Source organism: Sneathiella chinensis, assembly GCF_012720115.1.
GTDB classification, from domain to species: domain Bacteria; phylum Pseudomonadota; class Alphaproteobacteria; order Sneathiellales; family Sneathiellaceae; genus Sneathiella; species Sneathiella chinensis.
In genome coordinates this window covers 366,993-391,930 of the sequence record NZ_VNWN01000006.1, presented here as the reverse complement: position 1 = coordinate 391,930, position 24,938 = coordinate 366,993, and the positions used below count along the sequence as shown (strand labels likewise).

At 57.7% G+C, this 24,938-nt stretch carries 17 protein-coding genes; 2 read left to right on the top strand and 15 right to left on the bottom strand.

Features of this window, described 5'->3' with window-relative positions; genetic code table 11:
• Nucleotides 1-41: 41 nt before the first annotated feature.
• The 13 genes from FQB27_RS11895 to FQB27_RS11835 all read right to left on the bottom strand — a co-directional run bounded on the left by FQB27_RS11895 (nucleotide 42) and on the right by FQB27_RS11835 (nucleotide 19,602).
• Entirely contained in the window at nucleotides 42-4,271 is a 4,230-nt protein-coding gene (locus tag FQB27_RS11895) for a FecR domain-containing protein (protein ID WP_169561255.1), read from the bottom strand.
• 214 nt (nucleotides 4,272-4,485) lie between these two features.
• Nucleotides 4,486-5,799, bottom strand: coding sequence for a TolC family protein (locus FQB27_RS11890; RefSeq protein WP_169561254.1), 1,314 nt, complete (start codon nucleotides 5,797-5,799; stop codon nucleotides 4,486-4,488).
• 119 nt (nucleotides 5,800-5,918) lie between these two features.
• On the bottom strand, nucleotides 5,919-8,141 hold the full coding sequence (locus tag FQB27_RS11885) for a CHASE2 domain-containing protein (RefSeq protein WP_169561253.1): 2,223 nt from the start codon (nucleotides 8,139-8,141) through the stop codon (nucleotides 5,919-5,921).
• Between the two features lie 47 nt (nucleotides 8,142-8,188).
• Nucleotides 8,189-9,475, bottom strand: a complete 1,287-nt coding sequence (locus FQB27_RS11880; protein WP_169561252.1) for an HlyD family type I secretion periplasmic adaptor subunit — start codon at nucleotides 9,473-9,475, stop codon at nucleotides 8,189-8,191.
• On the bottom strand, nucleotides 9,472-11,211 hold the full coding sequence (locus FQB27_RS11875) for a peptidase domain-containing ABC transporter (protein ID WP_169561251.1): 1,740 nt from the start codon (nucleotides 11,209-11,211) through the stop codon (nucleotides 9,472-9,474). Before FQB27_RS11875 ends, FQB27_RS11880 begins: the two co-directional genes overlap by 4 nt.
• Before the next feature lie 147 nt (nucleotides 11,212-11,358).
• The gene (locus FQB27_RS11870) at nucleotides 11,359-12,039 is read right to left on the bottom strand and encodes an ABC transporter ATP-binding protein (RefSeq protein WP_169561250.1); all 681 of its coding nucleotides are present in this window, start codon (nucleotides 12,037-12,039) and stop codon (nucleotides 11,359-11,361) included.
• Nucleotides 12,032-13,282: a lipoprotein-releasing ABC transporter permease subunit gene (locus tag FQB27_RS11865; RefSeq protein ID WP_348540533.1), complete on the bottom strand. Its 1,251-nt coding sequence runs from the start codon at nucleotides 13,280-13,282 to the stop codon at nucleotides 12,032-12,034. Before FQB27_RS11865 ends, FQB27_RS11870 begins: the two co-directional genes overlap by 8 nt.
• Nucleotide 13,283: 1 nt before the next feature.
• Nucleotides 13,284-14,594, bottom strand: a complete 1,311-nt coding sequence (gene proS, locus FQB27_RS11860; protein WP_169561249.1) for a proline--tRNA ligase — start codon at nucleotides 14,592-14,594, stop codon at nucleotides 13,284-13,286.
• 141 nt (nucleotides 14,595-14,735) lie between these two features.
• The gene (locus FQB27_RS11855; protein ID WP_169561248.1) at nucleotides 14,736-15,173 is read right to left on the bottom strand and encodes a hypothetical protein; all 438 of its coding nucleotides are present in this window, start codon (nucleotides 15,171-15,173) and stop codon (nucleotides 14,736-14,738) included.
• A 12-nt stretch (nucleotides 15,174-15,185) separates the two neighbouring features.
• The gene (locus FQB27_RS11850; RefSeq protein ID WP_169561247.1) at nucleotides 15,186-17,147 is read right to left on the bottom strand and encodes an acyltransferase family protein; all 1,962 of its coding nucleotides are present in this window, start codon (nucleotides 17,145-17,147) and stop codon (nucleotides 15,186-15,188) included.
• 37 nt (nucleotides 17,148-17,184) lie between these two features.
• Entirely contained in the window at nucleotides 17,185-17,445 is a 261-nt protein-coding gene (locus tag FQB27_RS11845) for a DUF1467 family protein (protein WP_169561246.1), read from the bottom strand.
• A 27-nt stretch (nucleotides 17,446-17,472) separates the two neighbouring features.
• Nucleotides 17,473-17,877, bottom strand: coding sequence for a methylmalonyl-CoA epimerase (mce, locus tag FQB27_RS11840; RefSeq protein ID WP_169561245.1), 405 nt, complete (start codon nucleotides 17,875-17,877; stop codon nucleotides 17,473-17,475).
• Nucleotides 17,878-17,931: 54 nt separating this feature from the next.
• A complete protein-coding gene (locus FQB27_RS11835) occupies nucleotides 17,932-19,602 on the bottom strand; it encodes a ribonuclease J (RefSeq protein WP_169561244.1) in 1,671 nt (556 codons plus the stop codon).
• A 279-nt stretch (nucleotides 19,603-19,881) separates the two neighbouring features.
• Here FQB27_RS11835 and FQB27_RS11830 point away from each other — a divergent pair, with 279 nt between their 5' ends.
• Together FQB27_RS11830 and FQB27_RS11825 are read left to right on the top strand one after the other, a co-directional pair.
• A complete protein-coding gene (locus FQB27_RS11830; protein WP_169561243.1) occupies nucleotides 19,882-21,045 on the top strand; it encodes a TAXI family TRAP transporter solute-binding subunit in 1,164 nt (387 codons plus the stop codon).
• Nucleotides 21,046-21,166: 121 nt separating this feature from the next.
• Nucleotides 21,167-23,170 carry a TRAP transporter permease gene (locus FQB27_RS11825; RefSeq protein ID WP_169561242.1) on the top strand — a complete coding sequence of 668 codons (2,004 nt, stop codon included), beginning with the start codon at nucleotides 21,167-21,169 and terminating at the stop codon, nucleotides 23,168-23,170.
• A 66-nt stretch (nucleotides 23,171-23,236) separates the two neighbouring features.
• On the opposite strand, the gene FQB27_RS11820 is transcribed toward FQB27_RS11825, so the two are convergent.
• Both FQB27_RS11820 and FQB27_RS11815 read right to left on the bottom strand, forming a co-directional pair.
• Entirely contained in the window at nucleotides 23,237-24,055 is an 819-nt protein-coding gene (locus tag FQB27_RS11820) for a hypothetical protein (protein WP_169561241.1), read from the bottom strand.
• A 103-nt stretch (nucleotides 24,056-24,158) separates the two neighbouring features.
• Nucleotides 24,159-24,932 carry a type III pantothenate kinase gene (locus FQB27_RS11815; RefSeq protein WP_169561240.1) on the bottom strand — a complete coding sequence of 258 codons (774 nt, stop codon included), beginning with the start codon at nucleotides 24,930-24,932 and terminating at the stop codon, nucleotides 24,159-24,161.
• Between the last annotated feature and the right edge of the window lie 6 nt (nucleotides 24,933-24,938).

Sequence of the window (24,938 nt, the reverse complement as noted above, 5' to 3'; positions counted from 1 at the left end):
CCGAGAGCGCTGCCCCCCGCGACCCCACGCCCGGATGCGGCCTATGCCAGAGCGCTGTTGGTTGAGATATCCGCCCCGGTTATTTCGCCTGTATCAAGACGGGCAATAACCGAATAGCCTTCACCGGAACCGTTCTCGTCATAATAGAGGGTGGTGCCATCGAAGATGACCTTGGCCTCGCCGGTGTCCTGACCATCCCCATAATCCACGTTGGTTCCATCATAGGCGGCCATGCCAATGGTGGTCAGGAAATCATCCGTCGGATCATATCCGCCGTCAAAGGCAAAACCATAGGGGTCCAGATGCACCTTGTCCTGACCGGTCTCGAAATCCGTGATCACATCGGCAGCCCCTGAAAAAACGCCGTTTCCGGCAACCGAGGCAATATCACCGACGCCATCAAACCAGAAGCTGTCGGCGCCTGCGCCGCCAGTCATGGTATCAAGCCCCGCACCGCCCATCAGCCAGTCGGCCCCATCAGCGCCCTGCAGAAGGTCGTCTCCAGCGCCGCCGCTCAGGGAATTTTCCCCATAATCCGGGGCACCGCCATCCTCGCCCCCGATCAGGGTATCCTCTCCGTCGCCGCCGAGCATCTGGTCATGCCCCTCGCCGCCGATCAGCCTGTCGTTCCCTGCGCCGCCCACAAGGGTATCGTCCCCCTGTCCGCCGCGAAGGGTATCATGGCCCCCTTCCCCAAACAGGCTGTCATCCCCCTCGTCCCCAAGGATCAGGTCATGCCCGACATCCCCATAAACCGTATCATTCCCGCCCAGCGCCGAGATATAATCATCCCCCGGACCGCCAAGAATGAAATCAGGCCCTTCAGTGGGCAGGTTGGCACCGTATGTCGGGTCCTCAATCGTCACCACATGGGCATCCAAGCCCAGTTGGACCGGGATCAAATCCGACACCACATTGCCAAGGGACAGGGTGAAGTCCTGATCGGCTTCCGGCCCGTCTTGATCATTCAGCGGCAGGCTGAAATCAAGGGTCAACTGACCATTGGTAAAATCTACCCTATCATCAACGGTAATCGTCAACTGGTTCCCCGTTCCGGTCACCGTAACACCGGTCGGCAACCCCTGCAGGGACTGGGACAAATCGCCAATGATATCCGTCCCGTCTGCGGTCCCGAAAGAAAGGTCCACATCAAAACTGATCGACCCGCCTGCTGGCAGGGCCGACAGGGCCAGACCGGCCAGCACGACGGAAAAGACTGCACTGTTGCCTTCCTGCTGAACTTGCGAGGCACCCCCGAAGGACAGGACAAGAGGGTCCTCATCCACGATGGTGGTCGTCACCTCCCCATCCACAATCCCGCCGGACCCGCCATTGGAAAGGGTTACGGTTTCAATGCTCAGGGAAAGGCTCTCGTTCAGTTCAACCAGCGAGTCATTCTTTGTTTTCAGAACGATGGAGAGGCTGGACAGGGCTTCATTCCCGCCGGTAATGATCAACCCGCCGCTGGCCTCGTCATAAGTGACCCCATCGACCTGACCCGCCGCCTCCAGCAATGTGGATTTCAGGCTGTAGCGATCCCCGCCGCTGGTGGTGATATCGGTCAGGCTGAAGGTGACCAAGGCCGTCTCGCCCGCAGGAATTTCCCCGGCCCAGGAAAGGGTATACAGAATATCCTCCCCTTCCGTGACCTGATCCTGTCCGGCAAGGGAGAAGACCAGCGTGTCCGCATCCTCCAGCACGGTCTCCAGATTGACAGGCTCGCTTCCCGCAACCGGATTGCCGTCGATCCGCGGGCTGGACAAGGTGATGGAGAAACTCTCATCCCCTTCGACCTGACCATCAGATAGGCCCTCAAGGGCAAAAGAGAAACTGCTTTCGGCCGTACTGTCAAAGGTGATGGTGGTGCCGGAAAGGCTGACCCCGGTTGTGGCCAGGACCGCTTGCTCAAGGGCGCCAAGGAAACTCTGGACGAAATCCTCGTTGCCGGAGGCCTCGCCCGAAAAGGCCAGATCGAAGGACAGGGTGTGCCCTTCCGACAGGGTGATACCGCCCCAGTCAATATCAAACCGGATGGTCTCCCCTTCCTGAACGGTGGTGTCTGATTGCTCCAACCCCCAAGTCAGCGGCTGGTTGGTGCGATCGAACAGGCCCGTGGTGACACTGCTGCTTCCTGTTACCGGCAGGACCTCCATGCCGGTTCCGGACGTGCCATCCATATCGCCAATGCGGATGCGGAAAATCTCTGCATCTTCAATCACCGTGTCATTATCGAAGGCAAGGTTGAAATCCAGCCCGGTGGCCCCGGCGCTGAAGGTCAGGGTATCGACGCCATCAAACGTCACCCCATCCGTCCCGTCCGCCGCCGATTGCAGCGCGGCACGGAAGATATCCTGCACGGGGGTTGTCCCGACATCGCCCAGCAGGTCCAGATCAAGCTGCACGGTCAATGTCTGGCCGTTCTGCAATTCCGCCCCGCCAAGGCTCAGGCTGTAATCTGCGGCCCGCCCTTCACGAACCGTCTCGTCCCCGTTCAGCGAGACAGAAACCAGCGAATAGGCCTCTCCGCCAATGAGGAGGTTCTCCACACTTTCCAACTGGTCGCGGTCGCCTGTTTCCAGATTTCGCAAGGTAAAGGTCTGCCCGTCCACCGTGAACCGATAATCTTCAATCGAGCCGGTCAGGCGGGCCGTATCCGTTCCGGCCCCGCCCAGCAGGATGTCATCGCCGCGCCCCCCGTCCAGCAGGTCGTTCCCGGTCCCGCCCTCAAGGATGTCATTGCCGCCGCCGCCAATCAGGGTATCATCGCCTGCCTGCCCTCGCAGGGTATCATGATCACCGATCACCGCGCCCGACTGGCTGGCCACATCGCCGTAAATCAGGTCATTCCCGGCCCCGCCCAGCAGGATATCGGCGCTTCCCTGTCCGCCCTCGATCACATCGTTGCCGGTGCCGCCATCAACGGAGTCATCCCCGGGACTGCCATAAATGAAGTCGTTCCCCGATCCACCAAGGACGATATCATCGCCCCCCAGCCCGATCAGGGTGTCATTGCCGCCCAGCCCGCTGATAAAATCGTTGGTATCCCCGCCAATGATCAGGTCATCCCCATCTGTCCCGATAAAGGTGGTCAGGGTCAGCAAATACTGATCATCATCCGGAATGCGGAATTGGCTGAGACTGTTGCGCAAGGAGGTCAGCCCCACCGTTCCCAATTCAGAAAAATCACCAATTTCCCCCACATTCAGGATTGGGGCATATTCATCCAATTGAATTTGGGTTTCCCGCTCTCCCGGTCCGGGATCAGTGCCATCGCCCCCATCGCCGGGCGCATCCCCCTCACTGGGGGTGGCATTCCCCCCGGCTTCCGGCGCGACATTCAGGTCGGCGTCATCCTCTCCCTCGCGCTGGTCGCGAATGATAATGGTATTCCGCTGGACCGTCAGCAAGGAGCCATACCGCGCCTCGATGGCCGCAATGGCGATTTGCGCCGCATCGGACAGGCCGGCAGCGCCCAGACTGACATATTCACCGGGGTCGAGCACAATTTCCTGCCCCCCGGCGATGGAGGCCACGGCCCCGTCCAGAACGAAGACGGTCGTGGTGCCATCGGCGGCAATTTCCACCACAAATTCAGTGCCGCGAATACCGATCGACCCGTAAGGGACCTTGATGCTCACATCATCATAATCGTTCTTGGCAATCTTGCCGGAAACAAAGGAAACCGCCCCTTTCAGGAAGGATAATCCCAGATTGCCATCTGTCGAAGCCTGATCATAAACGAAACTGTCGATGGCCATGCGGGACCCCGGCCCAACGCCCAGAACCGTCCCGTCCTTCAGCAGCACCCCAAGGGACGCCCCGCTGCCGGTCTCGATAATATCATTCTGGTAGACCTTGGAGCCAACCGACAGGGTTTCACTGCTGCCATCCGCATGACGAACGGTTGCAACCCCCTCCAGGGTCTCGATCGTGCCAACCGAAACGGCGGCCGCATCCCCGGAGGGGCCCGCCTGCGCCACCTGTCCCGGCCCCGCCAGCAAAGTTGCAAAATCCCCGGTTACCCGCGCACCGTCACTGTTGACCAGATCGGGCGCCGGTTGGACGGTAAAATATCCATCCACCACCACCTCACGGCCATGATCGTCGGTCAGCACAAGATCCTGACCATCCCGGGCGTAATCCGCATCAAACAGAAAACCCTTATAGGGCATCTGAACCAGAATTTCGTTTCCCTGAAAATCCCAGCTTGCGGCCTGAATGTCCGGTTCTGATCCTTCATGAACGGGGGATATCGCTGTCTCTTTAATCACGGCCTTCTCTCCGGCATTGAGCGGGGCGTCCCAAGGCTACAGACCGGCAGCCCCCCTGTTTGAATTCCTTGAATGAAACAAATTCCACAGATCAATTTATTAAAAATTGCATATTATTTTATACACATATTCACAAAGCCACAATCTTCACCAAACACACCCTCTTATGGGACGTTTCCTGAAAAGTCCGACGCGGCGCCCCTGCCCTTAACGCTTAGACGCCAAGACTGTCCGGTGTCAGTTCACCAATGGCCAAAAGCAGCCGGAACACGGCCAGCCGCGCCTCATAGGAGGCCCCAACCTGTGCAATCCGGGCGGAATACAGTTCATTTTCCGCATCCAGCACATTGATAGCCGTTTCCTTGCCGCCATCCCGCAGGTTCTGGCGGGCGATAAACACCTCGGCGGCGATATTGACGGCATTTTCCAGAAGGTCCGCCCGCTCCTGCGCGGTTTCCAGCGACCGCCATGCAACCCGAACCTCTTCCTCTACCTTCTGTTGGATATAGCGAAGGTTGGCGAGCGTTGAATTGTGACGGGCGGCGGCCTGCCCCACCTGACTATCGGTCAGGAAGCCTGAGAAAATCTCCCAGTTCAGTTCGACCCCGCCAAACAGGTTTTTCTCAACCCCGATGGAGCCGTCCACATCCTCTTCCCAGTTATAGCGGGCAACCGCATCCACGGTGGGGTGATAGCCGGAAGCCGCAACCTGTTTTCCGGTTTCGGCAATCTCGCTTTGTACCCGGCCGTTCCGGATTTGCAGATTGTTTCCAAGGGCCCGTTCCAGACTGTCGTCCAGCGAGGCGGGCAACAGGTCAAGCGGCGGCACCACTTCGGCAAGTTGCGCCCCTTCCGAGGATTTTCCGAAAACCTGCAGGTATCTTGCGTGCGCTTCTTTCAGGTTGCCTTCAAAGCCAACCCGGCGCTCAATGGCCCGTTGCAGGCGGGACTTTGCCTGCAGTACATCCACCTCAATCCCCGCTCCGCGCTGCACCCGCTCATCCTCAAGCCGAAGCTGCTGCTTCAGGGTTTTCTCGTTCTCCATGGCAAGAAAGCGGAGAAAGGTAAATTTCTCCACATTGACATAGGCCGTAATCCCCTCAAACAGCAATTGCTGCTCGACGAAGGCAAGATCGATATCGGCAGCCTCCCGCCCTTTTTCGGCGGCCTCAAGTTCTGCGGTTGTGCGCAACCCCTGATAGATATTCTGCCGGACCTCGATCCCGGCCCGGTATCGGTCCGTATTCCATGGGGATTCATCCGTGGCGTCCAGCACGGGGTTTTCGGACCGTTCCCACCCGGCATCCCCGTTCAGGGTCACCCGTGGCAAAAAGCCGGAAAAGGCACTGTCCACCCCCTCTTCGGCGGCGGTCAGGTTTTCCTTTCGGACATCCAGTTGTGGATGACTTTCCAGAAGATACCGGAGTTCTTCCTCCAGCGTTTCTGCATGGACGGGTGCTGCGCCAACCGCCGCAAGAACCCCAATCCCCACACAAATGGATGTCAGACGACCTGTTTGCCGTTTCAATAATCTACTCCCCATCAGGACCCTTCCCCCAGCCCCCTTCTAATATTAACTTTATCTTAAACGAAAGGGTGGGCCTTTAAAATAGAAAAAATTTTTAATCAAACCCGTGTTGGTAATAACTATTTGTAGGCAGCCTTGTGCACGCCTTTCCAATCCGGCCCGGGGTCCCGTTGCTCGAATTCAGTAATGCGTTCGTCATAGGCTTCATACAGGGTGGCAAGGTCCGGGCGCAGGGTAAGACAACGGGACAGCAGACCCCGCGCTTCCGCCCACTGCTTCGCGCGATAGGCATGTAAAAACCGATTGTGAAGGGGGAAAAAGGCCTCTCCCACCGCCTTCGCCCGGCTATCCTCCCTCTTTTCGTCAAGAAAGGCGAAAATACGGACCGCCTGCATCTTGCCCTTTACCGCCAGAAGGTCCAGTTCAAGGAACGTCATCCCCTCCACGGCCTGTGCAGTCTGGTCGCCGACGATGATATCCACCCCATAAGCTTTGCATTGCCCCTCAAGGCGGGAGGCCAGATTGACCGCATCCCCCAGAACGGAATAATCAAAATGATGTTCTGATCCCATATTGCCGACGACGCAAGACCCTGTATTGATACCAATCCCCACCTTGATTGGGGTGAAGACATGGCCTGCCTCCTCGGCGTTTTTCTGTAACTGGAAATTCAAGCTCATCAGTTCCCGCTGCATGTCCCGTGCGGCCAGCACCGCATGAAGGGCGTGATCAGGGTCGCTCATGGGGGCATTCCAGAAGGCCATGATGCAATCGCCCATATATTTGTCGATGGTGCCTCCGTGACGCATGATGATATTGCTCATGGGGGTCAGGAAGTCATTGATCAGCCGGGTCAGTCCCTCCGGGTCATCGTCATAGGTTTCGGAAATCTCGGTAAAGCCCCGAATGTCGCAAAACAGAAAGCTGAGGGTTCGTACCTCCCCGCCGAGCTTCAGCTTGTCCGGCTCCCGCGCCAATCGGTCGACCAGTTCCGGCGACAGGTAATGGCCGAAGGCACTGCGGATCTGGCTGCGCTGTTCCTCGACGGACCGAAAGCTGGAATAAACCAACACAAAGAATAACAGGACCGACGACCCCACGATGAAGGTGATATCCATCAGGATCGACTTTTCCAGAAAAAGATAGGCGGCAAGCCCCGAAGACGCCCCCACAATCCCCAGCAAAAAGGTGAAGGCTGCCGTTGCCCCCAGCAAGGGAGACACGATAATCAGCAGCAGCCCCGCCCCAAGGATGGTCAGCCACTCCACCGCCCGCATCAGGTCGCCGCGATAGAGGTGGTTGCCCGTCAGGACCGTTTGCAGCATCTGGGCATGCACTTCCACCCCCGGAACAACGGCCTCAACCGGGGTGGATCGCAAATCCTTCAGCCCCGTGGCCGAGGTTCCCATCAGCACAAGGCGCCCCGCGACCCGCTCCGGTCCGATACGGCCTGACAGGATATCGGCGGCAGACAGATACAGGCTTTCATCCCGCCGGGAAAAACGGATCCACATCCGGCCATATCCATCGGTCGGGATCAGGGTGCCGGCAATGACCACCCCCTCGATGCCCTGTTCCCCGGCCCGGATCAGGACGCTTTTTCCCGTCGCCACCCGCAACATTTCCAGACCCAAAATGGGGATCAGGGTCTCATTCACCCGGCTGAACAGGGGAATGCGGCGGATCACCCCGTCAAAATCGTTATCCAGCGTAAAGTTGGAATGACCGGTCGCCGCCGCTTCCAGAACCGGGACATTGCCCACATAGCGGGCGGACCGTTTGACGAACAGGGACGGGTTCTGCCCCATCCAGTTGATGCTTTTTATCCGCTCAAGCGAGGCTTCCTGTCCCCCGGTCTGTTCGTTGCTGACAAATCCGCCCAGCACGACCCGGCTTCGCGCAATCGCCGATGCAAAAATCCGGTCCGTATCCGGCAGCGCGGCCAGCCGCTCCCGCATGTCCGGCTCCAGCCCGACGATCTGGCGGGCCAGCCGCGGCGGCGACAACCGATCCTCCTCCGAGAAGACCATATCGAAACCGATCACCACGGCCCCGGATTCGGTCAGGCGCTGGACAAGTGCCGCCATGACATTCCGCCCCCACGGCCATTGCCCAATTTCGGACAGGCTTTTTTCGTCGATATCAACCACCACAACAGGTGATTGTTCAAGTGAAGGTCGCGGCGCAAGTCTTTGATATAAATCGAAAGAGCGGTTTCTAATTCCTTCGATCAGGGGAAAGTTGATGCTGTGGATGGCAAGGATGCCAACAAGGACGGCCCAGGCCACCCTTTGCCCGTTGGTTCCCGCCAGCAACGATAACAGCCTACGCAAAAATCGCATCACGGCCCCTTTACGCCCCCTGTCTTCACCCGGCTCTCCCTTGCTTTCTAGCGCTCCCTGAAACTCTCATGCCGGAGCTTCAGGACCGGCTGTAACAGGTAGTCGATAACCGGCTTTCGCCCCGTATGAATATCGACAAGGGCCTGCATCCCCGGTGTCACCAGAAACCCGCCCTGATCCGGCCCCTGCACCTCGTCCGTCTCAACAATCACCTTGAAATAGGGGTTTCCGTTTTCATCGCTGGAGGCATCCGCCGCGATATTGGCAACCTTGCCCTTTAATCCGCCATAGGTGAAATAATCATAACTGGTCAGCTTGACCATGGCCTCCTGCCCGACGCGAACAAATCCCCGGTCGGCGGGATTGAGGCGGGCCTCCACCACCAGTTTGTCGCTGGACGGGACAATATCCATCACCGCATCCCCCGGCCGGACAATGCCGCCAACCGTGTTGATCCGCAAATTCTTGACGATACCGTCTATGGGGCTGCGGATGGTGGTGCGGGTCACCTGTTCCCCGGCGGTGACCAGAAGCTCCTTCAGCCGCGCAATTTCCCGTTCTGTCGCGCCCAATTCGTCAAACGCCATGCGCCGAAAGCCAAGTTCCTCCTCCCGCACCCGCTCGCGTGCCTCCTTGGCGGCGGCCTCCGCCCGTGGCAGGGCCGGTTTCAGGGATTTGAGCTCCCCTTCCAGTCGGGTCAGCTCGATTTCAAGTTGCAGATGCTCGATCTTCGGGGTCAGGTTCGCATCCAGCAATTCCCGTGACATGGCGAATTTCCGCCGCGATACCGCCAGATCGGATTTCAGCGCCGCATATTTAAGCTGCAACTGCTCCACATCCAGGGCCTTCTGGGTGGCGATTTCCTCCATGATTTTCCGCTTTGCCTCCAACTGCGCCATGCGCGAGGCATAGGTCTTTTTCTCGGCCTCCAGCACGGCACCGATACCCGGCAGGTAAGACGCAGGATAAACGGGGGCTGCCCCCTCGCTTTCGGCAATCAGTCGGGCTCGCTTGATCCGCAGGCTTTCCAACTGGATTTTAAGGGCTTCCTCGTTGATGGCGTTCACCGCAAGGTCAAGCTGCATCAGGGGCGCGCCCTGCTCCACGCGGCTTCCTTCGCGCACATGGATTTTCTGGATGATCCCGCCTTCCAGATGCTGGACCACCTTCACATGGTCCTGTGGCACCACCTCCCCGGACAGGACGGCGACTTCCTCGAATTCAGCAAAATTCACCCAGACCAGAAACCCCGCGATCAGGGCGATGATAACCAGCCCGAACAGACGCCACGATGACAGCGGATATTTTTTCTCCAGCCCGGAAAACCGGCTCATACATTTGCCCTCCGGTTTCGTGTGCCGTCCGCCGCGGCAGCCCCTGCCTGCAGGCTATTGATGTGATTGAGAACCTCTTCGCGGGGGCCGGAAATCACCATGCGCCGACGATCCAGAAGATACAGATAATCGGCCATATTCAGTAAGGTTGGTGAATGGGAAACAACAATAATTGTATGATCTTGTGATAGATTCTTTAGCAGGTCTCTCAACATATTTTCGGCGGGTCGGTCCAGACTGGCCGATGGTTCATCAAGGATAAGGACAGGCGGATGGCCGATCAGCGCCCGGGCAATGGCAATGCGCTGGCGGATGCCACCGGACAGCGCCCCGCCAGCCTCTCCCACCGGGGTACCGTACCCGTCCGGGTAATCGGAAATGATCCTGTGAAGGCCGACGGCCTTGCAAATCTCGACAACCTCCCGGTCGGAAATGTCGGGCCTTTTCCCGGTGATATTGTCGCGGATGGTGCCGTCCACCAGAACGGAATTTTGCGGCACATAGCCGATCCAACCGGCAAGTTGACGGCGGGTGAATTGGCCAAGGTCGGCCCCGTCCAGCAGAACACGCCCGCTTTCGGGGCTGTAAAGGCCGGTCAACAGTTTGATCAGGGTGGTTTTGCCGCCGCCATTTGGCCCCATGATCACATGAACGGCACGCGGGGCGAAACGCACGCCCAATCCCTCCAGCACCGGGTCCCCATCGGCGCGGTACCGGAAACAGACATTTTCCAGAAGGATCTCCCCCGCTGGTTTGTCCAGATCAATGGTGGTTTCCTGTCTTTCCTCCGGCAGGGTCATCACATCATCCAGACGCTGGCGGGCCTGCCGATACATGGCGAACCCCTTCCAGCCGCCGACAAGCTGGCTGAACGGCCCGATCACCCGGCTGGACAGCATGTTGGCAGCGATGAGGGCACCAATGCTCAGCTTCTGGTCGATGATGGCAAGGGCCCCAAAGCTGGTAATCAGGACCGTTGTCGCCAAGGTTAAAATCATGCCCGTATTGGCAAAGAAATCCACGTTCATGCCGCGGTGCAGGGCCCTTTCCACCCCATCGGCATGGACCTTTTCCCACTGCGGTTGCAACCCCCGGTCCAGAGACAGCGCCTTAACCGTGCCCCGGTTGTCGATCATGTCGCCAATCAGGCTGTCCCGGCGGCGCTGGGCGTCTTTTTCATCGTTGCTGACCCGACTGACGGACCGGGCCGATATGGCCCCCAGCAAGATAAAAACCGGGATGACCCCGGCAAACACCCACGCGACCGGTTCGGCAATGACAAAGATCAAGCCAACAAACAACAGGGAAAACGGCAAGTCGATCAACAGCAGAAAGGGCGGCCCGGCCACCGTGTTGCGCACCATGTCCGCATCGCGAAACAACCCCTGCCAATAGGAAGACGGCCGGCTTTCCAGAACCCGGAGGGGCAAGGACCAGATTTTCCGAACCAACGCCTCGCCGATCCCGATATCAAGGCGCATGGCCGCCTTTTGAAGCAGGCGACTGCGGATCTGGCGAAGAAGAAAGTCAAAGACCAGTACGAGAACCACCCCCAGCACCAGTCCCTGTAAAGTGGTGATGGCCCCGAAGGCCACAACCCGGTTGTAGACCTGCAGGACAAACAAGGGAATGACAAGGGCGAGGATATTCACAAAAAACGAATAGACCGCCATCTCCCAAAGAAGCGGCCGGAGCTTTCGCCTGATCGCTGCAAACCACGGTTTCCCCTGTCCCATTCAGTCCCCCTGAGATCGGTTTCGGTGCCCTTTGGGAAAAAGGGCGATCTGACGAAACCGGGAGGAGAGTTTACAGGAAAGTGGTGTATTTGTAGAGGCTTATGTTGAAAAACTTATAAAGAAAAATCTTTTAAACAGTCAGGCCGTTCAGGCATCCACCAGTCGATGATCGCGCACCATGACGATCCGGTCCATGCGCTTTGCCAGTTCCAGATTATGGGTGGCCACCAGGGCGCCGACATTCTTTTCCCGAACAAGGCCGACAAATTTCTGGAACACCAGTTCTGCCGTCTGCTCGTCAAGGTTGCCTGTCGGCTCGTCCGCCAGAAGAAGGGATGGATGATTGGCCAGCGCCCGCGCAATGGCGACCCGCTGCTGTTCGCCGCCGGACATCTTGGCCGGACGGTGATCCAGCCGATGTTCCAGCCCCATGGACACCAGAAGATGCCGCGCATTGGCATAAGCCTTCTTTTTCGGCGTCCCCCCGATCAGGTTCGGCATCATCACATTCTCAATAGCGGAAAATTCCGGCAGAAGATGATGAAACTGGTACACAAAACCGATTTCCCGGCGCCGGGTTTCGGTCCGCTTGCGATCCGATGTCCGGGTACAGTCCTGCCCGTTGATGAGAACCTGCCCCGTGGTTGGTGGCTCCAGCAGGCCCGCCGTGTGCAGCAACGTCGATTTGCCCGCACCAGACTGGCCCAGCAGGGCGACAATCTCGCCGGCCTTGACCTCTAGGTTGATATCGACCAGCACGGCAAAATCGGTTCCGCCCTGCCGGAAAACCCGGCCCACATTATCCAGTGTCAGGATTGCATCACTCATAGCGCAAGGCCTCCACCGGGTCGAGACGAGCCGCCCGCCATGACGGGTAAATGGTCGCCGCCAGCGAAATCACCAGTGCCATGATCACCACCACGGTGACCTCGGACGGGTCCACCTTGGCCGGCAAATTGGACAGGAAATAGATTTCAGCCGAGAACAGCTCCGCCCCGGTCAGTCCCTCGATGAGGCGCTTGATACCGTCAATATTGGCACAAAAACCAATGCCCAGCAAAAAGCCGAACAGGGTTCCCGTCACCCCGATACTGGCCCCCGCAATGAAGAAAACCCGCATGATCATGCCCCGGGTCGCGCCCATTGTCCGAAGGATCGCAACGGCGCGGCCCTTGTCCTTGACCAGCATGATCAGGCTGGAAATGATATTGAAGGCGGCCACAAGAATGATCAGGGTCAGGATCAGGAACATGACGTTCCGTTCCACCTCAAGCGCGTTGAAAAAACTGGCCCGCGACTGCTGCCAGTCATAGATAAAGGCCCGCACATTGACGGCGTTAATAATATCGGCCCGAATGGCAAGGGCCCGGTCGGGATCGGTTGCAAACACCTCAAGCGCGGTGACCCCGTCGCCCAGCTTGAAATATTTCTGCGCCTCGCCCAGCGGCATATAGATATAGCCGCTGTCATATTCATACATGCCCGTATCGAACAGGCCCGCAATTTCATAGGTCTTGACCCGTGGCACCGTCCCAAACGCGGTCGAGGTGCCATTGGGGGAAATCAGCTTGATCCGATCCCCGGTTCGAATGCCAAGGGACCGGGCCAACCGGTACCCAAGAAGAATGCCTTCGCCTCGGTCGAACTTGTCCAGTGCCCCCGGCGGAACAGAGCTTGCAAGAACGGTCAGCTTGCGAAGCTGCTCGCCGCTCATGCCGCGAACAAGGGAGCCGCTGGCCTGCTTGCCGGCAGCGGCCATCACCTGTCCTTCCACGATAGGGGTCACCCGAACCACATCCCGCACGACGGACAACCGCTCTACCAGTGGTTCATAATCCGTCAGCAACCCGTTTTCAGGGGCCCGAACCTCGTAATGGCCGTTCATGCCCAGGATCCGGTCCAGCAATTCGGCCCGGAACCCGTTCATGACGGACATGACGATGATCAGCGTTGCCACCCCAAGACCAATCCCGAGGAATGAAAACAGGGCAATGACGGAAATGAACCCTTCCTGCCGACGGGCGCGCAGGTAGCGAAGGGCCATCATCCATTCGAAACGGGAAAACACCAGATCAGCCCACCAACCGGTTCAGGGCGGCTTCGGGGGTGATCTCCTCTTTCTCGCCGGATTTCCGGGTCTTGAATTCAACAACGCCTGTTTTCAGGCCACGCGGACCAATGGTCACCTGATAGGGAACACCGATCAGGTCCATCTTGGCAAACTTGCCGCCTGCCCGGTCTGACGTGTCATCATACAGAACCTCGATCCCGGCGGCCTGCAGCTTGGCGTAGAAATCCTCACAGGCTGCATCGCAGGCCTCGTCGCCGGATTTCAGATTGATCAGGCCCACCTTGAACGGCGCAACCTCTTCCGGCCAGACAATGCCGGCCTCGTCGTGACAGGCCTCGATGATGCCGCCAACCAGACGGGAAACACCAATGCCGTAAGACCCCATGGAAACGGTGATTTCCTTGCCATCCGGCCCCATGACCGTGGCGCCCATGGCCTTGGAGTATTTTTCGCCGAAGTGGAAGATATGCCCCACCTCGATCCCGCGCCGGGCAACAAGGTCGCCTTCTGCAACGCCGCAATTGTCCGCATCGTGCATTTCATCGGCAGCCGCGTAATAGCTGGTCCACTCATCCACAAGGGCCTGAAGCTCCTCAGGTGTATGGTCGCCTTCCGGTGTTTTCAGGTTCAGGATGTCCTTGTGATAGAACACCTCGCTCTCGCCGGTGTCGGCCAGAATGATAAACTCGTGGGACAGATCACCGCCGATGGGGCCTGTATCCGCCCGCAGCGGAATAGCCTGAAGGCCAAGCCGCGCATAGGTCTTCAGATAGGCCACGAACATGGTGTTATAGGCGATCTTGGCGCCTTCATAATCCAGATCAAAGGAATAGGCATCCTTCATCAGGAATTCCCGTCCGCGCATGACACCAAACCGGGGGCGAACCTCGTCGCGGAATTTCCACTGGATGTGATACAGGTTCAGCGGCAGGTCTTTATAGCTGTTGACGTGGGAGCGGAAGATATCGGTGACCTGCTCCTCGTTGGTCGGACCGTACAGCATGTCCCGGTCATGGCGGTCCACAATCCGCAGCATTTCCTTGCCGTAGTCGTCATACCGACCCGACTCGCGCCACAAATCCGCAGGCTGGATGGTCGGCATCAGGATTTCAAGGGCACCGGCGCGGTCCTGTTCCTCGCGGACGATCCGCTCGATATTCTTCAGGACACGGTTCCCAAGTGGCAGCCATGAATAGATACCGGCAGAGGACTGCTGGATCATTCCGGCGCGCAACATCAGCCGATGCGAAGCGATTTGCGCCTCTTTTGGATCCTCTTTCAGGGTAGGCATGAAATATCGGGAAAGACGCATGGAGTCCTCTGTGAAATCTCTTGGTTGTTGAACTGTTACCCGATCCGTTCACGCCAATCTGGCGCATTAAAACGGTCGTTTTATTGCAAGACTTTTAAAGGGATTTGGCAAGATTGCAAGGGTTATGCAACTTGCCACCGGTCACTTTTCCAACAGGTCATATCTTTTCCGGCATTCCGCCGCGATCGCATTCAGCGCCGGGTCCGCAAGCACCTGACCGTTGAAGGTTATCCGCCCCGTTTGCATATGATAGTCAATGCGCCCCAATTCAACATCAGCGTTTCGCAAGGCCCGGACAGGCGGATTTCCGCCCTCGAACAAATCGGCCAGCGGCAGGGACAGGTCAATGATCACCGTTTCGGGGAACTGCACCTGCGGCCCGTCAAGATCGGCGGGGACAACCGGCCTGCCGGAAACATCCCGCCCCGCCTGATAGGTCACATCATCGCGGGCCACATGGCGACTGATATGGGCGCAGTCCTCGGTTGTGACCGTTACCCGGACCTCCTCTGCTGCGCTGAACGGGATGGCCCCCAGAACAACAAGGCCCAAGGTCAGGAAAAAGCATGAATGGTGCAAACCGGTCCCTCCCTAAAAATGGGTGACAAGTTCATCAACTATAGCGCGGGCGCCTTCCACACTCAAATGGTCATCGTCTGTGTATAGGGCCTTGTCGTTGCGGGTCACATCGCAGGAAACGTCGTCACACAGCATCTGGTGCGGATAGATCACCGTTGCCTTGCCCAGTATTTCGATCCTTTTCAGGGCCGCCAGAACGCGGGATTGCCGGTCGTCGAAATCCTCCCGGCGGACCAGCGGCAGGTCTCCGATCCCGCTCCAGGTGCGGATCAGGGTGTCGGGCACATGAAACTGGATTTCGGGAACTGGACCGATCACGATCACCCGCGCCCCGGCCGCTTCAATCCGGTCGATGGTGCGGATCAGGGCCGATCCAAGGTCCATCACGCTGTTTTCATTGCGGGTATCAAAGATGGTATGGCTGCGGCCGCCATCGCCGGGTGCCCGGAAATCCGATGCCAGATTGGCCCAGCGACTTCCCAGCACCACAACCTCAACGCCGTTTTTCTCGATGTGATCCACGATCAGGTCCACATAACCGGGGCACAGTTCGCGGTTTTTCCGGCGGGTGGTCACGATGTCCACGATGGGCGGACAGTCGGGCATTCCCACGGACAAGACCTGCCACGGCGCTTCCTCCTGCAAGGCCCGGTAGGCCTTGAACACCATCCCGGAATGGGAATCACCCCAGAACAGAACCCGGCTTCCCTCCTCCGGGCCGACCTGACAGCCCCGGAACTTGCGGAAGCGGTCATCCCCAAAGGTCACGGTCTCATCACAGACCGCCTTGCGGGTCGCCTGCTTTTCCTGCTCCAGCGACTGGATCAGGGCGACAGAACGGTCACTCATTCGCCCCGGCAGGCCGTCGGTCTGCACCACCACACCGCTCAGCACCAGCATGGCCACGCCGACCGCCGCCAAACCGGTAAAGACCGGCCGGAAGGCCAGCTTGCCACGGGCCAGAATGGCTTTTTCAAAAAACTCCCACGACAGAATGGCCCACACCACGCCAAAGACAAACAGAACCGCCTGTTCCAGCGGCTCCAGCGGGCGGGACAGGTAAATCCGGGCAAAAACGATGATCGGCCAGTGGATCAGGTAGAGCGAATAGGAAATCCGCCCCACATAGCGGAACGGGGCCGCCCCCAGAAATCGCGACAACGGATTGGATATGCCCTGCCCTGCGAAAATCAGCAGCGCCGATCCCAGAACCGGCAGCAGCGCCGCCTCGCCGGGATAGCGGACCCGGTCGTCAATCAGGAAGATGGAAACAACGATCAGCAGCAGCCCCAAAGCCGCCGCCGCACGGCTCAAGCCGCGCCCGAAAACCTGATCCCGCGTATACAGGGCCAGCAAACCGCCAAGGCCCAACTCCCAGAACCGGGACATGGGCATATAAAAGGCGTGGGATTCATCCAGCCGCACAAACACCACGTTATACAGGAATGACGCCACCGTAATCAGCAGAACCATCCGGCGCAGCGACAGGCGCCTTGAGGACCGAAACGCCCACCATACCCCCATCAGGATAAGGGGGATCAGGATATAGAACTGTTCCTCGACCCCCAGCGACCATGCGTGCAACAGCGGCTTTTGATGGGCCGCGTCAGCAAAATAGTCGGATCGGTCATGAAAGAAGAAGTTGGCGCCAAAGGCCAGTGTGGCAAAAACACTGAGCCCCAGTTCATGGAATTCCCGCGGGCCCAGAATAAAGAACCCGACCACCAGCGAGAACAGGATGATCAGGAACAGGGCGGGCAGGATGCGCCGGGCGCGGCGCTCAAAAAAGTCGGCCAGCGAGAAGTTTCCGGCTTCCAGACCATCCACGATGCGCGGAACGATCAGATAGCCGGAAATGACGAAGAAAATATCAACCCCGACAAATCCGCCTGAAAACCCCGATATACCAAGGTGAAAGGCGAAAATTGCCAGGGCGGAAATGGCACGCAGGCCATCAATATCAGAACGATACATCTTACAGTGAGACAGACATTGGTTCAGTCAAGGCGACCTACGCGTTACGGTTGACGATGCTGCGATAATCAATGATCCCGTATTCCACAGTCCACAGGAAAATGCCGAACAGAATTCCCGTGATAATGGTCGTCGCCAGCATCTTCTTCCAGATCGCCGGATTGACAGGCGCACTTTCCACCGTGCCCGGCGCCACATGGTCATCTTCCTGCTGGGTGCGAACGCCCCACGGCAGAACGGTAAACAGAACCACAAACCACGTAATACTGAAAACGACAATGCCACCGATCAACGACATGGCTCACTCCTTAATTGCGGTATTGGCTCAAACCTGCTCCAGCTCGACCAGCGTACCGTTGAAGTCTTTCGGGTGCAGGAACAGAACCGGCTTATTGTGGGCACCGTTCTTCGGCTCCCCGTCTCCCAGAATGCGGGCGCCTTCTGCCACCAGCTTGTCACGGGCCGCCAGAATGTCCTCAACCTCATAGCAGACATGGTGCATGCCGCCAGATTTATTTTTTTCAAGAAAAGCACTTATGGGTGAATTCTCACCCAGCGGGTGAAGCAATTCGATCTTGGTATTGTCCAGTTCGACAAACACCACGGTCACACCGTGATCCGGCTCTGCCTGTGGTTCACTGACCTTGGCGCCCAGTGTTTCCCGATAGGTTTTCGCCGCCGCTTCCAGATCCGGAACCGCAATGGCAACATGGTTCAAACGACCGATCATGACTTCACCTTTTCTCTTTGTTGTGTACCGCCGCTATTCCTGCGGCTTTTGTTGTTATTCGTCTTCATCCTCGATCCGGACCACATGAACGTCCGTGACCGGGCGTCGCCCTGCCAACCGGCGGATGGTCCGGCGGATGGCTTGCCGGGCGGCTTCCTCAACGTCGGAATCCCGCGTCTGATCGCGCTTCGACAGCTCGGAATGCCGTTTCACGATGGCCTGTTTCAAGTCCTCATGCAGGTCCGGGAACAGGTCTTCGTCCACCACACCGCGCAGCCGGACAATCGGATCCTCGGTAATTTGTCCCTTTTCGTTGACAATCACAAGGGCATTCGCCGCCCCGTTATATATCATCCTGCGCCGTGTCGCCAGAAATTCACCATCCAGCGGTGTGGCCCCGCCCGCATCCACGGCCAAACGGCCGGAATGAACCTTGTCGATAATCTCGGCCTTGCCGGGGGCCAGTTTCAGCATATCGCCGTTTCTGATCTCGATCGCCTCGGGCACACCCAGCGACAGGGCCAGGGCACAATGTTCTTTCAGGTGCCGGGCCTCGCCATGCACAGGCACAGAAATCTGCGGCTTTACGATTTCGTACATGCGCGCCAGTTCATCCCGTGCCGGATGGCCGGACACATGAACAAACTCTTCCGCCTCGGTGATGACATTGACGCCAAGGTCGGTCAGTTGGTTATGCAGGGCAAACAGGGTCTTCTCGTTGCCGGGGATCACCTTGGAAGAGAAAATAACCGTATCCCCGCCTTCAAGGCTGACATGGGGATGATCATCACGGGCAATCCGGGCCATGGCGCCGCGTGGCTCGCCCTGACTGCCGGTACAAAGGTAGAGAACCTTGTCTTTTGGCAGATAGGCGGCCTGATCCTCTTTCACGAAGGCTGGCAGGTCCTCAAGATAGCCGGATTTCCGGGCTGCTTCCGTCATTCGATACAGGCTGCGCCCGACCAGCACCACGTGCCGGCCATGCCGCTCGGCAATCTGGGCGATGGTGCTGACCCGCGCCACATTCGAGGCAAAGGTGGTCACCGCCACGCGCCCGGTCGGTATTCTGGCCAGCAGGCTGTCCAGACTTTCCTGAACATCCCCTTCCGAGCCGGAAACCCCCTGCTTGAACACGTTGGTGGAATCGCAAACCATGGCCAGAACATCCCCTGTCGAGATATCCTGCATCTTCTCAAGGTTGCTTTCCGGCCCAACCACGGGCGCCGGGTCCAGTTTCCAGTCCCCGCTATGCATCACCCGGCCATAGGGCGTGGTGATCATCAGGGCCTGCATTTCCGGGATGGAGTGGGTCAGGTCAACAAAATCCAGATGGAAGGCATCAATCTGCACGGAACTTCCCGGCGAAACGATATTCACCTCGACCGCGTCCTCGATCCCCTCCTCCGCCAGTTTCAGCGACAGGATTTCCGCCGTGAACGGACTGGCATAAACCGGACAGCGGAACTGGTCCCACAGCCGTGCCACCGCGCCCACATGGTCCTCATGGGCGTGGGTCACCACAATGGCCAGCAGATCCTCGCGCCGTTCGGCGATCCACCGGGCATCGGGAACGATCAGATCAATTCCCGGCGCCCTTTCATCGGCAAAGGAAATACCGCAATCGACCATCAACCATTTGCCGTCACAGCAATACAGATTGAGGTTCATGCCGATTTCCCCGCTGCCGCCAAGGGGAAGGAAGATCAGTCCGTTATCATAATTCATGGAGATCATGCCCTGAGAATATTGTGAATTTTTAATGCTCGCGGACAGGAGGACCGCGAAATGCTTGGCCTTGATCTATCAGGATTGAAAGGAAACGGAAAGGTCAAAGTTACGCAGGTGTGAGGGCCGACAATATTAAGATGCTATTGTATACAATTTTGCTGGATAAAAGAGGTTGCGTATCCCCATCAAATATGGAACGCTCCGTTTTGCAACGTTGGTGCCCGCCAAAAAACACTCAAGGATAACCGGGCACGAACAGCACGGGAGGAATAATCAATGAAAAACATCCGGAAGGCAGCCACGCTCGCTGCCTCGATCGCTATCTCTTTGCCAATTTCAGCCTTTGCCGCAGAAATCGACCTGCCAAAAACCATGGTCTGGACCGCCTATAACACGGGGTCTGCCGGGTATAACCAGGCGGTTGCAGTCGGCAGTGTGCTGAAGAATACCTATGGAACCAACCTTCGGGTCATTCCCGGGAAAAACGACGTGTCCCGTCTGTCCCCGCTGAAAAGTGGCATGGCCCAGTTTTCGGCCACAGGATCGGACAGTATCTATGCGCAGGAAGGAGTTTACACCTTCGGCAACAAGGAATGGGGGCCGCAACCCATTCGGTTGGCCCTGATCAACCTGCCCGACGGCTGTGCCGTGTCACTGGCAACCGCCAAGGATGCAAACATCAAGACCCCGGCCGACCTGAAAGGCAAGCGTGTCGCATGGGTGCGCGGCGCCCCGGCCCTTAATCAGGCCATCCAGTCCATGTTGCATTTTGCCAACCTGACATGGGACGATGTTGAAAAGGTCGAGGTTGGTGGCTATGCCTCCTCGGTTGAGGCGCTGATCAACAATGATCTGGATGCCCTGATTGCCGCATCCCATTCCAGCCAGATGCTGAAGGTTGATGCCTCGCCGCGGGGTCTATTCCATCCGTCCTTCCCGCATGAGGACAAGGAAGGTTGGGAACGGGTCCACAGCGTGGTTCCCTGGTATCTCCGCCACAGATGTACGCAAGGCGCCGGTGTGCCGGAAGGCGGATATGAGGGTATCGCCACCCCCTACCCGGTTCTTGTCACCATGGATAATATCGATACCGGTATGGTCTATGGCGTGACCAAGTCCATGTATGTCCACCATGACGAATACAAGGACAATGCACCCGGTGCCAATGGCTGGGCGTGGGAACGTCAGGATCTGGCCGCGGCCTTTGTTCCGTTCCATGAAGGGGCTGTCCAGTATTACAAGGAAACCGGCAAATGGACCGATGAGGCCGAAGCCAACCAGCAGAAGAACCTGAAACGTCAGCAGGTCCTTCTGGATACATGGAAGGAATTCCGGAAGAACGCCCCGGACGATGAGACGGCCTTCAAGGACGCATGGGCCAAGGCCCGCAGCGAAGCCCTGACAGCCGCTGGCCTCAACCCGGTATTCCATAGCTGGTAATACCCTCTGTCCTGCATGGGAAATCGGCCCCCAAAACGGGCCGGTTTCCACATTTTCCTACTCCCCTTCATTCGCGGGTGGCCGCTGACGTCTGTGCTGCCTGCCCAACAGGAAACTGAAAATGCGTTCTTCCGATACCCCCACCAACTATCAATCCGACGAGATCGAGGATCTGGAGAGTGCGCGCTACCGCCGTCTCTCTCCCTTCTGGATGGGCCTTGTTCTCGCATTGACGGTCATTTCGATCGCCCTTGCGGCCAACCAGTTGTTCCATCTGGGATTTTTCAAGCTGGTCCTTGGCAAGGTTCTGGTCACCAACCGCTACATGTATCTTTTGTGCGGGGTCATGTTGTCCATGATTTACCTGCTGATGCCTGCGCACAAGAAAGCGTCCCGCACACAAGTACCGTGGTATGATGCCCTGTTGTTCCTGACAACGCTGGGGCTGACCGCCTATTATGTCTATTTTGCCGAAGACATTCTGGACGAGGCATGGGAATTCAACCCGACAGAGCATGGCAAATATGTCAGTGTGCTGTTCTGGGCCCTGATCCTTGAAACCGGACGACGGGCTGGCGGGATGGCTGTTTTCCTGATCGTGCTGGTGATCTCACTCTATCCCATCTATGCGGATATGATGCCGGATGTAATTTCCGGGGTGGGACAGCCGTTCCTGAATACAGCCGCGTTCCATACCTTCTCTGAAGAAAGTCTGCTGGGTATTCCCATGAAGGCCTTTACGGGTATCGTTTTCGGGTTCCTGCTGTTCGGGGTGGCCCTGATCTATACAGGCGCGGGCCAGTTCTTTATCAACTTCGCCTTTGCCCTGATGGGGCATGTTCGCGGCGGACCGGCAAAGGTCGCCATTTTCTCAAGCGGCCTTTTTGGCTCCATGAGCGGTGGCCCTGTCACAAACGTTCTGACCACCGGCTCCCTGACCATCCCGGCCATGCGCAGCATCGGGGTGCGGGCGAAAACCGCCGGCGCGATCGAGGCCTGTGCCTCAACCGGCGGGGTCATGATGCCGCCCATCATGGGGGCCACGGCCTTTATCATGGCGGACTTTCTGAACGTGCGGTATGTGGACGTGGCGCTGGCGGCGATTATTCCGTCGGTCCTCTATTATTTTGGCCTGTTCATGCAGATCGATGCCCATGCGGCGGAACACAAGCTGTCCGGTCTTCCCAAGGAACAACTGGTCAGCCTGAAAACCGTGTTCAAGGAAGGCTGGTACTATATTGCCGTCTTTGTCTTTCTGGTCTGGATGCTGCTTTTCCTGAAACGGGAAGCCCATGCGCCCTTCTATGCCACGGTGTTGCTGCTGGTGATCAACCAGTTCAATCCGAAACATCGCCTGACATGGCAGAAGCTGCGGGACATGACTTTCGCTGTTGGCGGCCTGCTGGCGGAACTGGCGGGGCTTCTGGCGGCGGTCGGACTGATTGTCGGGGCCTTGCAGGTCACCGGCATGACCGGCACCCTGACCAACGATCTGGTGTATCTGGCAGGCGGGCATCCGCTGGCCCTGCTCCTGATGGGGGCGCTAACCAGTTTCGTTCTCGGGATCGGCATGACGGTCACCGCCGCCTATATCTTCCTTGCCATCATTCTGGCACCGGCGCTGGTGAATACGGGTCTTGATCCCATGAGCGTGCATATGTTCCTGCTCTATTGGGGGATGCTCAGCTTTATCACCCCGCCGGTGGCCCTTGCCGCCTTTGCCGCGTCGTCCGTGGCAAAATCGGAACCGATGGAAACCGGGGTTGAGGCCATGAAGATCGGGGCGATCATCTACTTCGTTCCCTTCTTCTTCGTGTTCAACCCGGCCCTTCTTGGCAATGCCCCCATGGGCGAGATTGTCGTTGTCTGTGTGACCGCCCTGATCGGAATTACGCTGGTTGCCTCTGCCTTGCAGGGATACCTGATCGGGTTCGGCTCCCTGACCAACAATTCGTTCAGCTGGGTCAGTCGCGTCCTGATCCTGCTGGGGGGACTTGCCTTTGCGGTTCCGGGCGGCGGGATGCTCCCGCTCTCCCATCTGCAACTCGGGATTGTCGGTTTCCTGCTGGCCGCCGTTGGGACCGGCCTGACATTCCTCGGTGCCCGAAAGCGCGCCTTGCAATAGGCTGATGACCGGAAAGGACAGGCCCCGCCTGTCCTTTCCAACTCCCATCGATTGCAATCCAGCGGGCTACAGTTCGACAGCGTCGGTAATTTTCGGATTGTTGGTACTGCTCTGAAATCGGTACATTCCCTCCACCATCAAATTACTGTAATAGCCGATGATCTGGCAGAAGGGCATCGGGACCCCAAGAGCGGCAAACAAGTCGTTCTGGTCCAAAGGCAGAGCGTCCCCTGTTATCACCAGCACATATTCCTGGCCCGCATTCAAATTAAATTTCTGAACCCCCCGAACTATGGTATCTCGCATGATACGAAAATAGCGATCCACAGTAACACAATCGCCATCCACGGCGGCGCCAAGATCCCAATTCATATGGGAGGGATATTCCAGAAGAGCATTTTGCAAATGCGGCCCAAACGGAGGCAAGGTAACCTTCTCAACCCGCACGTAATCTGTTTGAATGCAATCAATGTTCGTTGTCTCCCCAAAAGACAGGACAATCGTTGGCTTGGAGTTATTGCTCAATGCAAGGCCCCCCATACAGGTCAACCCACGGCGCAAATCAGCGATCGTAACCCCTTGTATGTCCTCCAGAACATCATAGGCAAACAGTCTGGTAACCGGGATTGATGTGAACCCATCCAGGAAGATGAGGAAAAGATTTTCTTCTGCGACAAGGTTACTTTCAGCAAAATATACGACTGCCGTCACCTGAGTCTCATCAACGAAGCCAGCCAGTATTTTCATGGCATCCACAGGATTATTTTTCTGATATTCCACTGACAGACTCAACCTGCTGCTCATAACAGTTTTACTGTCTTCATCGATCAGGTAATAGGTATGGGAAGACGCAGTCAGATCTGCGCAAAGAATAACATCAGCCATGGGAACCCCTTGAAAACGTAATTAGGACCAGCCTGAACGCGAGGGGAATTTCCCCCGTTGCGCGGGCCCCTTAAAGACGTCTGGGGGTTCTTTTTATGAAAATTTAGTCGGGGCGGTTCTTGCGGTAAATCTCGACCAGCCCGGTCAGGGTCAGGTCGGGATCGATATGATCAATGGCTTCCGTTCCCGTGGCAAACAGGGTGGCAAGGCCGCCGGTGGCAACCGTCTTCAGGTCTTCGCCAAATTCAGCACGGATTTTGGCAATCAGCCCCTCAACCATACAGATATAACCCCAGAAAATACCGGACTGCATACATTCAAGGGTGTTTTTCCCAATGACCCGGTCCGGTTTTTCAACCGCGATCCGGGGCAGTTTGGCCGCTGCCTGATGCAACGCATCCAGACTGAGATTGACGCCCGGCGCGATAATTCCGCCTGCGTAATTGCCGTCCGCATCGACCACATCCAGCGTTGTCCCCGTGCCGAAATCGATGACAATCAACGGTCCGCCATATTTGGAATGGGCCGCAACCGCATCCACCAACCGGTCGGCGCCCGCCTCTTTCGGGTTATCGATCTTCGGTGTCATGCCAAGGTCTACGCCCGGTGCGCCAATGACCATGGGTTCCACCTTGAAATACCGCTTGCAGAAGCCTTTCAGGTTAAACAACGCATCCGGCACCACGGTCGCAATGATCACGTCCTTGATATCGGCCGGACGCAGATTATCGAGCGCCATCGCCTGATTGAGCCACACCCCGTATTCTTCGGCTGTTCGGCTGCCTGAAGTGGCAATCCGCCATTCATTGACCAGACCGGTCCCGGAAAAGGCCGCAAAGGTGATATTTGTATTCCCAACGTCGATGGCGAGCAGCATGTACAA

Excerpts from the sequence above, each read along its gene's own strand:
- FQB27_RS11835 (WP_169561244.1), bottom strand. The coding sequence starts at position 19,602 with ATGAATTATGATAACGGACTGATCTTCCTTCCCCTTGGCGGCAGCGGG.
- FQB27_RS11830 (WP_169561243.1), top strand. The coding sequence starts at position 19,882 with ATGAAAAACATCCGGAAGGCAGCCACGCTCGCTGCCTCGATCGCTATC.
- FQB27_RS11820 (WP_169561241.1), bottom strand. The coding sequence starts at position 24,055 with ATGGCTGATGTTATTCTTTGCGCAGATCTGACTGCGTCTTCCCATACC.
- FQB27_RS11825 (WP_169561242.1), top strand. The coding sequence starts at position 21,167 with ATGCGTTCTTCCGATACCCCCACCAACTATCAATCCGACGAGATCGAG.
- FQB27_RS11880 (WP_169561252.1), bottom strand. The coding sequence starts at position 9,475 with ATGAGCCGGTTTTCCGGGCTGGAGAAAAAATATCCGCTGTCATCGTGG.
- FQB27_RS11875 (WP_169561251.1), bottom strand. The coding sequence starts at position 11,211 with ATGGGACAGGGGAAACCGTGGTTTGCAGCGATCAGGCGAAAGCTCCGG.
- proS (WP_169561249.1), bottom strand. The coding sequence starts at position 14,594 with ATGCGTCTTTCCCGATATTTCATGCCTACCCTGAAAGAGGATCCAAAA.
- FQB27_RS11870 (WP_169561250.1), bottom strand. The coding sequence starts at position 12,039 with ATGAGTGATGCAATCCTGACACTGGATAATGTGGGCCGGGTTTTCCGG.
- FQB27_RS11850 (WP_169561247.1), bottom strand. The coding sequence starts at position 17,147 with ATGTATCGTTCTGATATTGATGGCCTGCGTGCCATTTCCGCCCTGGCA.
- FQB27_RS11845 (WP_169561246.1), bottom strand. The coding sequence starts at position 17,445 with ATGTCGTTGATCGGTGGCATTGTCGTTTTCAGTATTACGTGGTTTGTG.
- FQB27_RS11815 (WP_169561240.1), bottom strand. The coding sequence starts at position 24,932 with ATGCTGCTCGCCATCGACGTTGGGAATACAAATATCACCTTTGCGGCC.
- FQB27_RS11885 (WP_169561253.1), bottom strand. The coding sequence starts at position 8,141 with ATGCGATTTTTGCGTAGGCTGTTATCGTTGCTGGCGGGAACCAACGGG.
- mce (WP_169561245.1), bottom strand. The coding sequence starts at position 17,877 with ATGATCGGTCGTTTGAACCATGTTGCCATTGCGGTTCCGGATCTGGAA.